Source organism: Acinetobacter sp. V89_4 (genome assembly GCF_029967875.1).
In the GTDB taxonomy this organism is placed as follows: Bacteria; Pseudomonadota; Gammaproteobacteria; order Pseudomonadales; family Moraxellaceae; genus Acinetobacter; species Acinetobacter oleivorans.
In genome coordinates, this window is the sequence record NZ_JASCAI010000018.1 from 92,714 (window position 1) to 104,309 (window position 11,596).

General features: G+C 36.4%; 12 protein-coding genes. 7 read left to right on the forward strand and 5 right to left on the reverse strand.

From position 1 onward, the window contains the following. Nucleotides 1-270: 270 nt before the first annotated feature. The 3 genes from QLG01_RS06740 to QLG01_RS06750 all read right to left on the reverse strand — a co-directional run bounded on the left by QLG01_RS06740 (nucleotide 271) and on the right by QLG01_RS06750 (nucleotide 3,236). Nucleotides 271-1,029, reverse strand: coding sequence for a sulfite exporter TauE/SafE family protein (locus tag QLG01_RS06740; RefSeq protein ID WP_282496060.1), 759 nt, complete (start codon nucleotides 1,027-1,029; stop codon nucleotides 271-273). 171 nt (nucleotides 1,030-1,200) lie between these two features. Beyond that, nucleotides 1,201-2,283 carry a cell division protein ZapE gene (gene zapE, locus QLG01_RS06745; RefSeq protein ID WP_282496061.1) on the reverse strand — a complete coding sequence of 361 codons (1,083 nt, stop codon included), beginning with the start codon at nucleotides 2,281-2,283 and terminating at the stop codon, nucleotides 1,201-1,203. Nucleotides 2,284-2,333: 50 nt separating this feature from the next. After that, nucleotides 2,334-3,236 carry a PhzF family isomerase gene (locus QLG01_RS06750; RefSeq protein WP_282496062.1) on the reverse strand — a complete coding sequence of 301 codons (903 nt, stop codon included), beginning with the start codon at nucleotides 3,234-3,236 and terminating at the stop codon, nucleotides 2,334-2,336. Between the two features lie 224 nt (nucleotides 3,237-3,460). On the opposite strand from QLG01_RS06750, the gene QLG01_RS06755 reads away from it, so the two are divergent. The 6 genes from QLG01_RS06755 to QLG01_RS06780 all read left to right on the forward strand — a co-directional run bounded on the left by QLG01_RS06755 (nucleotide 3,461) and on the right by QLG01_RS06780 (nucleotide 9,913). Continuing rightward, nucleotides 3,461-4,324, forward strand: coding sequence for a LysR family transcriptional regulator (locus QLG01_RS06755; protein ID WP_282496063.1), 864 nt, complete (start codon nucleotides 3,461-3,463; stop codon nucleotides 4,322-4,324). A 363-nt stretch (nucleotides 4,325-4,687) separates the two neighbouring features. After that, nucleotides 4,688-6,151 (forward strand): aldehyde dehydrogenase, encoded by a 1,464-nt coding sequence (locus QLG01_RS06760; protein WP_282496064.1) that lies wholly within the window; start codon nucleotides 4,688-4,690, stop codon nucleotides 6,149-6,151. A gap of 79 nt (nucleotides 6,152-6,230) precedes the next feature. Next, complete coding sequence (locus QLG01_RS06765; RefSeq protein WP_282496065.1) at nucleotides 6,231-7,310, forward strand: MBL fold metallo-hydrolase; 1,080 nt, start codon at nucleotides 6,231-6,233, stop codon at nucleotides 7,308-7,310. A gap of 163 nt (nucleotides 7,311-7,473) precedes the next feature. Then, nucleotides 7,474-8,238: a glucose 1-dehydrogenase gene (locus QLG01_RS06770; RefSeq protein ID WP_282496066.1), complete on the forward strand. Its 765-nt coding sequence runs from the start codon at nucleotides 7,474-7,476 to the stop codon at nucleotides 8,236-8,238. Beyond that, nucleotides 8,238-9,242: an AraC family transcriptional regulator gene (locus tag QLG01_RS06775; RefSeq protein WP_282496067.1), complete on the forward strand. Its 1,005-nt coding sequence runs from the start codon at nucleotides 8,238-8,240 to the stop codon at nucleotides 9,240-9,242. Before QLG01_RS06770 ends, QLG01_RS06775 begins: the two co-directional genes overlap by 1 nt. Continuing rightward, nucleotides 9,242-9,913, forward strand: a complete 672-nt coding sequence (locus QLG01_RS06780; protein ID WP_282496068.1) for a hypothetical protein — start codon at nucleotides 9,242-9,244, stop codon at nucleotides 9,911-9,913. Before QLG01_RS06775 ends, QLG01_RS06780 begins: the two co-directional genes overlap by 1 nt. Nucleotides 9,914-10,066: 153 nt before the next feature. On the opposite strand, the gene QLG01_RS06785 is transcribed toward QLG01_RS06780, so the two are convergent. After that, nucleotides 10,067-10,336, reverse strand: coding sequence for a hypothetical protein (locus tag QLG01_RS06785; protein ID WP_282496069.1), 270 nt, complete (start codon nucleotides 10,334-10,336; stop codon nucleotides 10,067-10,069). A gap of 115 nt (nucleotides 10,337-10,451) precedes the next feature. Next, complete coding sequence (locus QLG01_RS06790) at nucleotides 10,452-11,051, reverse strand: TetR/AcrR family transcriptional regulator (RefSeq protein WP_282496070.1); 600 nt, start codon at nucleotides 11,049-11,051, stop codon at nucleotides 10,452-10,454. A gap of 121 nt (nucleotides 11,052-11,172) precedes the next feature. Between QLG01_RS06790 and QLG01_RS06795 the strand changes: the two genes are divergently transcribed. Beyond that, on the forward strand, nucleotides 11,173-11,502 hold the full coding sequence (locus tag QLG01_RS06795) for a darcynin family protein (protein ID WP_282496071.1): 330 nt from the start codon (nucleotides 11,173-11,175) through the stop codon (nucleotides 11,500-11,502). Nucleotides 11,503-11,596: the final 94 nt, after the last annotated feature.

Here is an 11,596-nt window from a genome sequence, read left to right on the forward strand (position 1 = left end):
TTTCTCACTTAAATTAATTTTAAATGAACTTCATGCAAAGTTTACTGGGTCTATAGTTAGTTTTGTCAGAACCCACTATCACACTATTAAAATCAAAAATTATAACTGGGTATTTATAATTGGTTTTATTTCACTATAGGCATCAAGGTATTGATTAATATTTCCTATAAAGCAATATATGTATCTTACCCTTCGTTATTAAAACAAATAGAATAAAATTAAAATTATTAATATCTAAATCAATTAGTTTAGAAACTAAAAATAATGAATCTATATTGTTAAAGTATATTTAACAATAATCGAGATTCCAGATAGCAGCACAATGATATTAATAATCTTCAAGAATTGTTGTTTAGACAATTTGAGTGTAATTCGCTTGCCAATGAACGCACCTATCAACATTGATGGAATAAACAGAAGCGCAAGTGAAAATAAGTTATCCGAAAAGTACACACCTGCTGTAGTAAATAGAATGACTCGAAAAACCGTACTACACCCAATTAATGTAGTTTGAGTGACGCGGATTTTTTCTGGGGTTTCAATTCGTCCGTTAAGATAAATCGCATATAAAAACCCACCGCTACCAAACATAGCTCCTAAGAAACCACCAGATAACCCAAAAGGAAAAACAAATTTTTTCTCTAGTTTTTTCTGGGGTTTAAAGCCGCTTAATGAGTAAATCGCATATAAAAGAGTAAATATACCAAATGCTAGAAGTGCGTAACTCGCATTCACTCTCATCAGCACTATAAAGCCAAGAAAACTACCGACAAACATAAGTGGTATTAGGAATTTTAATTCAGAAAAGTCTGCCTTCTTACCATCTTTAATAACATTCGAAATGGCAGCAAACATATCTAGTAAGGCTAAAAGGGGAATAATTTGAGAAAGAGGTAAAAAGTTAAGTAATACAGGACTAGCAATTAACGCAGTTCCAAAACCAACCATTCCAAAAATAATATAAGAAAAAACTATTGTTATTAACATTATCGAAAGTTGCAGCACTGAAAAATATTCTAAAAGATACATTTAAAATTCCATTTCTAATTTTTAAAAAATTCAAACTATACTAAAATATAAATTACCACATGAATATTAGACAATTTGATCAAATATTAAAATGTTTAAAACTCTTTGTTGTGATTATTTCTTTGTTATAAAAATTTCGCTTTAAAAATAAATTTCATTATAAAAGGAAATTCAAGCAGGCTCTTGAAGTTCCTTGTTATAACTTATGCTTTGCATTTCCTGTAATCGTGAGTAAGTTCTTTGAAATTCAAATTTAAGCCTCTCACCTTTATATAATTGATTTAGTGGCTGTGAGGCAAAAAAGTAGAGTTTGATTTTTTGATCATAAAGCTCATCAATCAAATAAATAAAACGTCTCACGGTATCATAAATTCTATCTGTCAGGTCACCAATTCCACTGATTAGAACATAGTCATATTGCGTAGCGATCTCAATATAATCAGCTGGGCTTCTGGCTTCTCGGCAAATGGCTTCAAAGTCGAACCAAATCACGTTCTTATGACAAGATTTAACATCTATTGATCTATGATTGATTATGATGTTCGTCTTGAGTTCTTTCTGGTTATTGGTAAGTCGTTGGTAAACCGAATAAAGCCATTGTTCTGATTCTTCATTTAATGGAAATCTATAGAACTCATCATTGGAGTTGCTTTCTTTTATGGTTCTATAATCTAGTTGATTACCGATCTTCAAAACCGTGCAATTCTTATTGATATGATCTATCGTCTCTAAAAATCTATCGCGATTTAAACCATCTTTATAAAGATCTTTCGGATCAATATTCGAGGTAGCAACCAATATCACTTTCTTTGAAAATAGCAGATTAAATAGATTTGAAAGTATCATTGCGTCGGCAACATTTGATACAAAAAACTCATCGAAGCAAATTAGTTTATAGTTGCTTGCGATGTCATTAGCGATCAGCGTTAAAGGATCTTTATTTCCCCGATAACCAATAAGTTGTTTGTGAACATCTTTTAGGAAATGATGAAAATGCACTCTCATTTTCTTTTTAAAACTAAGAGAGTTATAGAACAAGTCCATAATCCATGTCTTGCCTGTTCCTACACTCCCCCACATATATAGACCTTTAATCTGGGGACTAAAGAAATGATTAGACTGGTTTTCAAGTTGATTCCAAATCTCATCCAATGTTTCAATAGCTTGTCGCTGAGATGGATCTGCAAGAACATCGCCATTATCAATCATGGAATTGTATATCTCGATTGGACTTTGACCCTCATGCTTAAGCATCTTCATTCCCTACAGTAGACAAGATTGTTGTTGAGTGCTTAATCATAATATCATTCATTATTAAAATTGCTGGGGAAAATAAGAGAACCAACTAAAACGGCTTGGCCTGCAATACTGACGTGTAATATTGAATCTGTTTTCTCAACTGTTACTAAAACTCGCCCCGGTCTTTGTATGGCTAGACCTTGATATCCCCAATAAGTTACTTTCTTATCACATTCGATTAAATCGTGATGAACAAGGTACGCTCCTGCTGGACCATTTGCATTACCAGTTACAGGATCTTCATTAATACCGATCGCGGGTGCGAACATTCGACCATAAGTAATAGGTTCTTGCTTACTACCTTCCAAGACAAATGGGAAAAAGCCATTGCAGCCTATTTCAGCACTAATAGCTTTCAATTTTTCATTGTTCGGAGTTAATTCATCAAGTGTACTTCTGCTCAGCATGGGCACCATCACCTTGGAATGCCCCGTCGTGACAACTTGTATTGGCAAGTTAGCAAAATCACTTTCACTCACACCCAATGCGCTTGCAAGTTCACTCCGTTGACTCGCATTAAAAGGTGGTAAAAACTCTACGCGGCCTTGAGTCATTTTCACCAATAACGCTTCTGGACTTCCAAATATTGAAACGGGTAAATGACCAGCCCCCGTTTTTGCGATTAATGGATAGTCTGATTGGTGGCCTGTAGTTGCACGTAAAAAATGAGTAGCGATCGTCGCATGTCCACAGATCGGTACTTCATTTGTAGGGGTAAAATATCGAACATGTATGTCATGGCTTTGATCTTTAGGTGACAAAACAAAGGCAGTTTCTGAATACCCTGCGAATGCAGCAATATCTTGCATCTCTTGAGTTGTAAGATGGTCAGCATCTAGCACAACGCCTGCTCGATTTCCTGTATTTGGTTTGGTGGTAAATGCATCAACTACATAAATGGTCGTCATGGCAGAACTCCTCTGTTGTTAATATTGTGATCTCAGAAATAGCTCCTGCCATAACCAGAAAATCTTATTTAATTGCAACGACACATGCCTTAGCTCTAAAAGGTTTATAGTCGTCTCAAATAATGAGTTTTGAGTCTTTGTAGTGGTTGTTTGAATTGTATAAATCTAAACATCGGCGATACTATAGTTTTTATTGCAAACGCATTTTCTAAATATGGAAAGGTATGAATTGGGACGATACTAAAATTTTGTTAGCTATTGGGCGAACTGGCGGGTTGAGCCGCAGTGCAAAATTGCTTGGTATCAGTGTTTCTACCGTACATCGCAGAGCTGTTGAACTAGAGAAAAGTCTCAATGCGATTCTTTTTTCTCGAGACAATGATGGCTATACACTCACCCACGTTGGAAAACATTTTTTTTCTTTGGCTGAAAAAGCAGAAGAACATTTAATAGCGATGGAACGTTACAACGATCAAGGGCAACAATCATTGTTCCGCATTGCTTTACCTGAGTTAATTGGGCAGCAGTTGCTCCAATCAAAGCTAACAGCATTGCAACTCAAGCATCCAGATTTACAATTAGAAATCTCAACGAGTGTCGTTCCTGTTGATTTTTCCCGACGGGAAGCTGACATTATTCTTCGACTTGTGCGTCCAGAAAGCGGGCGTTACATTATTCGACGCCTTGGCCAACTGGAGTATGGACTTTATTGTAGTAAGGACTATCTCGCCAGTTTCACAGAGCATGCTGAAACGGCTGATGATTTATTGAATCATCGTATAATCGGTTGGGACCGAAGCCTTCAATATACGTTTCTAGCACAATGGATGCGTGAACTCACCCAAGATGCAGCCCCTGCCTTGTCTTTTGATAACATGCACTCGCAACTACGAGCAGTCATTGAAGGACAAGGAATTACAGCCCTGCCTTGTTTTGTTGCAAAGGCTTCTGGTTTAGTATCCATACTACCTATGCAAACTTTAAAACAAGATGTGTGGTTAATGCGTCATTTAGATACTAAGGATAGTGACTATTCAACGTTGATTAGCGAAACAATTGAAAAAGAGCTACAAGAATATCTGTTGTGATAAACATTAGCTTTTATTCTAATTTTGAATTCGAAAAAGAAATTTTCTGTTAAACCTAGTTATGTCTCACTCAAGTTGTACAGAGTGATTTTTAGTCAAAATGATTGGCGTGAACTATTAAATCTGCTCATAAAAAAGCCGATTTGTGTCAAAATCGGAATTTTGCTTTTTTTGTAGTAGATAATAATTCTTAACACTCTGATTTTAAAAATCTTTTCAAATATCGTTTCAGATAACGCCGATTATGTTAAATGGAAACAATAATGGCGTGATTTGCAATAACATTGGCGCATTACAAATGGTGATGAGTCACCTTTTACATTTTAATAAAGCTATCTTCTGTTAAATTTGAAAGGTACAACAATGAACAATGTAAAACTACAACTGAAAAAAGATTTTGATGCTCTATACATTGCTGGTGAATGGGTCAAACCCATTACTGAAGAAAAGCGTACATTAGTGAGTCCTCATGACCAGTCTGCCTTTGGTTCAATTGTACTTGCACATGAAGAAGATGTTGATCTTGCTGTCGCAAAAGCAGTTCAACATTTTCAATCAGGCTCATGGGCTAACAAGCCTATTGAACACCGTCTTGCAGTCTTTGAAAAGTTTAATGAAATTGCTCCTTCCTATGATCGCGATTATGCGGAATTAGTCACTTTACAAAATGGTGCTCCTATTGCTTTCAACTTGCCATTGCAGCAATCACAGGCTTATTTGATCAGTGAATTCATTCGTATGGCTAAAGTACACCAATGGGAAAAAGTCAGCAAAAATGAAGATGGTCATGGATCAATTGTTCGTAGTACACCTGTCGGTGTAGTTGCAGCAGTTACTCCATGGAATGCTCCACTCCAATCTGCAATGGCGAAAATAATTCCAGCTCTCATTGCGGGTTGTACTGTAATTCTTAAGCCCACTCCTGAAACATCTTTAGATGCCTTAAATGTTGTTTCTCTGTTAGAAGAAGCAGGCTTAGATAAGGGCGCATTTTCTGTATTACCAGCAGATCGTGAAGCAAGTGAATATCTAATTAGTCACTCAGGAATAGATAAGATTGCATTTACGGGTTCAACTGGTGCAGGGCGTACGATTGCATCAATTGCTGGCAAGCAAATGAAACGTGGTAGTTTTGAACTAGGTGGTAAATCGGCTGGAATTATTTTGGATGATATCTCTGCTCAGGAAGTTGCCCAACATACTTTAGTTCGCTCATTCCTGAATAACGGACAAGCCTGTATTGGCCTAACACGCTTATTAGTACCTACTTCAAAATATGAGGAAATTACTCAAACTCTTGCGACGACATTAGATAGTCTGAAGATTGGAAACCCATTTGAAGAGGATACTTTCTTGGGTCCATTATTCAATAAAAATCAATATGAAAAAGTACGTGGTTACATTCAAATTGGTATTGATGAGGGGGCAACTGTGGCATGTGGTGGTTTAGAAAAACCCCAAGGGACACAGTATGAAAACGGCTGGTATGTAAAACCTACGTTACTAACTAACGTCAATAACGACATGCGTGTAGCGCGTGAAGAGATTTTTGGACCAGTTGTCGTCGCAATTCCCTACAACACTATTGAAGAAGCAATCCAAATTGCAAATGATAGTGAATATGGTTTAAGTGGTGGTGTATTCACAAATGAAACGGATAAAGCTATAGAAATCGCGCGTCAAGTTCGTACTGGTGGTGTGTACATCAATAGTCAGATGCCTTCATTTGATACACCTTTTGGTGGGTTCAAACAAAGTGGTATGGGCCGTGAATTTGGTCAATCTGGTTTAAATAGCTTTATTGAGCTACAAACCATTGCATTTTAAATAACAACATAGTCAAGCTTATTTGATCAGCATAGGGTGGTTCCTATGCTAATTTTCACTTTTGAGTTGAAAACCAGCCATGAAAAAACGTATTTGGATACCCACATTAATCGGATGTTTAACTGGTGCAAGCTATATTGCGACAACTCCGAAGCCTCTCAATTATTCAGCTAGTGATCATTTTAATGAAAAACAGCAGATTTTTTTTAATCGCCAAAAATTAGAAGAAGTTGTTTCATTTTCAGATGGTATATCTGTTGTTTGGGATATGTTGCGAAATGAAAAAAATCGTGCCCCAGCGCAGGCATTACCAATGAAAATACCTAATTGGGATACCTTCTTAAACAAGAATGCAGAAAATCAATTTATCTGGTTAGGCCATTCAAATCTTCTGATGCGAGTGGGTGGACAAACCATTGCAATAGATCCTGTGTTTGGGGATACCGTAGCTCCAATGGGGATCATGATGCATCGCTTTCAAAAAGCCCCTGTTCAAGTCGATGAGTTTCCTTCAGTTGATCTCGTTATTATTTCTCATAATCATTATGATCATTTAGAACAGCAGACCATTGAATATTTTGCTCAGCATTCACCTGCAACCAAATTTATTGTACCCCTTGGTCTTGCGACTACTTTAGAAAGTTGGGGAATATCGGCACAGCAAATTACAGAGCTTGATTGGTGGCAACAGCATCAATTTAAAAATGTCAGAATCACAGCAACTGAAGCACAGCATGCCTCTGGGCGCGGAATGCGCGATAGTAATCGCTCTTTATGGGCAGGTTGGGTAATCCAAGATCAAAAACAGACTATTTTTTATAGTGGTGATAATGGCTACGGTCCCCATTATGCAGAAGTAGGAAAACGTTATCCTCAAATCGACATCGCTTTTATTGAAAATGGACAATACGATATTAGGTGGGCTGCAACACATATGAGTCCTGAGCAGACAGCACAGGCAGCCAAAGATGTTGGAACAAAACATTTTGTCCCTGTACATTGGGGTGCATACAGTATGGCATTACATCACTGGAATGAGCCTGTGCTGAAGAGCATTCCATTAGTTCAATCTTATGGAATAAATACGCTTACTCCAATCATGGGGGAGGTATTCAATATCAAATCTAAAACTTCAGAATGGTATAAGTCTATTCAATAGTTTGGGTTAATCACTGGGGGGAAACAGATACTCCTCTATTTTTTACCCTCAATTTATTTCATAAATTGGCGTGATTTGGCATATTGATGGCGTGATTCGATTTATATAGAAAAGAAAAAGCTTCTAATATTGATCTATAAACAATCAATATGAAGAGTTTCTAATGGAAAATAAAATTGCACTGATTACAGGTGGAGCATCTGGTATTGGTAAAGCGACAGCAATAAAGCTGGTGTCACAAGGGACTACAGTTATTATTTCTGGTCGACGTGAAGAAACGGGATTAAAAGCAGTTGAAGAGATAAAAGCCTTCGCAAAAAATAAAGCTCAGGTACGTTTCATTCGTAACGATATATCGAATGAAGAAGATGTTAAAAGTATGATAGATCAAATCGTGCTTGAGTTTGGACGTTTAGATATGGCTGTCAATAATGCTGGTATTTCTAATGAGACCTCAACTATCAATTTATCAGATACGAACCTATATAAAGAAATGATTAATACTAATATTTTAGGCGTTTATTTCTCGATGAAGTATGAAATCATTCAAATGCTTAAACAAGGTCATGGATCTATTGTAAATCTTGCTTCTATTGCTGGTTTAAATGGTATTCCTTGGGCAGATACATATGCTTCGACTAAACATGCAGTTGTAGGGCTAACTAAGTCTTCAGCAGTTGACCATGCTTCTCAGGGTATCCGTATTAATGGTGTAGCACCTGGAGCTGTTAAAACAGACATTATTGCGAAGCAATTGGATGGCGGTGATGCAAATTATAATGAAGCAAACATTAGCGCAATGCACCCTATGAATCGTTTAGGAAAACCTGAAGAAATTGCGAATGGTATTGCTTGGTTACTCTCTGATGAAGCGAGCTTTGTTACGGGGCATATTTTAAGTGTAGATGGAGGATTTCAAGCGAAGTGATGTCTGAGAATATAAAAGTGCCAACAGCATTTTGGTTAGCCGTAGAGCGGCTTGATTTAAGCCGTTCTGCTTTAATTAAAGAAGCAGAGCTACCTTTAAATGTTGCTCGTGATGATGCACGGGTAACAACTCTACAGTTTTTTAAACTGTGGCAAGCCTTAGAAAATTTTAAGGGTAAGGGTGTTGGTATTAAACTTCTTCAAGTATTAGATAGCGGAAACTTACCTCCGTCTTTTTTAGTAGCATATCATGCAAAAAATTTACGTGATGCCATCCAGCGTGTTTCGCGATTTAAGGCTTTATGCACACCCGAAGAATTATTACTAACTGAAGAGAAAGGGTTACTCTGTATCAACATTAGATGGCCAACTGAACAAATTAAACCGCCCCATGCACTTATAGATGCCACAATTGCTTCTTTAATTTACTTAGCTAGAGAAGGTACTCAGCAATTGGTTCAACCTGCCAAATTAGATTTAAATCGTGACATTGCTGATGTTTTTACAGGATTTATTAACTGTCCGATACACTGTAACTCAAGTGAAAATAGAGTGTATTTTTATCAAAAAGATTTAGATCTCAGTTTCCCTAGCTATAACGATGAATTATTAAAGATTCTAGATGCAGCGTTGGAAGTAAATTTGAATCAACAGAGCACAGGTTTAACAGTTTCTGAGCAAGTTAAATGGCTATTGCGAAGATCTTTAACAGCCGGACGCCCTGAACTAAGAAGTGTTGCAAAAGAATTGTCTATCAGTCAGCGATCACTGCAAAGACATTTAAAGAATGAAGGTGCAAGTTTCCAAGCATTACTTTCTGAAACTAGAAAGCAGCTCGCTTGTGAGTATTTATTGGATTCCAGTCTAGATATTGCTGAGATTTCTTATTTACTTGGGTATGAAGAGCAAGGATCATTTTTTCGTGCATTTCAGGAGTGGGAAAACTCAACACCTACAAAATGGCGGCAAGTTCATCTTAACGAAGCAGTGAAAGTGAGAAAATAATGAAAATTGTCATCTTTGGTGCCAGTGGCATGGTGGGAGAAGGTGTTTTAAAAGAAAGTTTATTAGCATCCGATGTAACTCATATCACGGTGATAGCACGTAAAAAATTGGATCGTATAGATGCAAAATTAGATCAGATCATAATTCCTGATCTATATAAAACTGAATATTTACAATCTATTCAAAATTACGATGCCTGTTTTTTTTGTATAGGCCAGTCTGTAACGGGACTAACTGAAGAAGAATATCAACACGTTACATATGAACTAACAACTAGAATTGCACAGGCAGTGGTGACTCATAACCCTGATATGACGTTTATCTATGTTTCGGGTAGTGGTACAGACAGTAGTGAAAGCGGTAAGACGATGTGGGCACGCATCAAAGGAAAAACTGAGAATGCATTACTGAAGATGGATTTTAAAGCGGTCTATCTTTTTCGACCTGCAATTATTCAGCCTCTAGATGGTATTCAATCTAAAACGAAAAGCTATCGCTTGTTTTATAGAATTATGAAGCCATTTTTCCCTATATTTAAGTTTGTTGTACCAAATTCAATTTTAACAACTCAAAGTATTGGTATTGCTATGTTAAATGCTATGCGTCGAGGTTATTCAACTAATATTTTAGAAGTTAAAGATATTGTTAAATTATCAAATAATGTGGAATAGAAATTATGTAATTTATCTAAAATTAACATAATACGCCTTATACGAAATTAACTTTTTATCTTATATAAATCAGAGCCTTATTGTTTAATAAAAAGCCCAATTCATAATGTTTGGGCTTTTTTATTTTTCCAAAAATAATATTTTAAAGAGAAATCACTTAAATCTAGAAATTTCAAAATTCAATCGATATGTCATAAAATTTATTAAGCATGCTTCTCGAATTCTTTTTCTAAACAGTTCTTGAAAATAGGGGTTTGTTAAAAAAAGACCCAAGGCAACAATTAAATATACAACAGACTTATTTTCGATCTGAAGTACCTTTAAAAGCTCAGAAAAGAACTCATCCACTAAGTTAAAATAAGTTGAAGTTAATAGAGAAACAAATAAATAGAAAAAAATACGATAAAAATTTCTTTTAAACATAACTATTTCTCCACTAAATTATTCTAAGTGCATCAAAAATATAGCATAGTTAAAAAACATTACCCACAGAGATCAAAAATGTTAAAAATTCTTCTGTAACATTGGCTTATGTCCGCTAGCTCAAATCTAAATAACCAAACACAGCTTTTTCAACTCGCTGCTGTAATTTTTTTAAATCACTTTCCCCTGCTATGCCTGCCGCGTTAATCATTCCTTTGCTTAAAGCAATGACATCTTGTGCGGCTAACTGTGCATGTGAAATACCTGAGCGTATAAACAGATCAGAAATTATGGTTTCAAGTTCATGTTGAAGTTCACTTTCCTCAATGTCTTTTCCAATGATTTCTGAAGCAAACTCTAAGGTTCGTGCCAACTGAGGACGGCTCAATTGATGTTGCACCGCAGCATGTATGATGAGTTTTAGTTTTTCTTTTAGGTCTGCGGCTTCATGTTGCTGTATGGCTTCAACAATATGATTTGAAAGCTCAGCTCGTTCACATCGAATCAATTCGACTATTAAGGCATCTTTAGATGGAAAGTATTGATATAGGCTACCAATGCTTACTCCAGCAAGTTCAGCCACGGCATTTGTGTTAAATCCAGCAAAGCCTAAAGACTCTAAAATGCGAGCAGCCGCTTCTAGAATTGCTTCAAAGGTAGCCACTGAGCGTGCTTGACGCGGGCGTTTGCGTGGGTCTGGGAGTGTTTCTGACATGTGTCAAAATGCGAGTATTTAATGTGAGTAATCACTCATATACTGACTGAGTCATGTTGATCTGACAAGCAAACGCTGTCCTTTCAGTTGAACTACAACTCGACTCAGTCATGGAGTGGTTATGTCCAGAACCTATACTTTTTTTATTCATTTAAGAGCTTTGCCCGCTTGGTTGGCTTTAGCTCGTGAAAAGCGTGCTGAGTTTAGTACACAAAAGCTTGAACCTATTTTTGAGAAGTACCCGACTGTAAAAGTTCGATGGTATGACGTGGAAGCGTTTAGTATTAAAGCGACTGATATTGCTGTGTTTGAGACGGCATCTCTGCAAGATTATTACTTTGTGATTGATGCGATTCGAGACTCTGAGTTTTGTACAGTTCCCTACTTTGAGTTTGTAGAGATTATTCCTGCAATTGAAGATGGGTATGTGGAGTATGAAAGTTCTTTATAGAGGTTGTGAATAACCTTATTTAGTTCTTAAGGCGTTATACCTATATAGCCAAGTTACTGATTTTTATATATGATCAAAAAAATTCAATACTTTT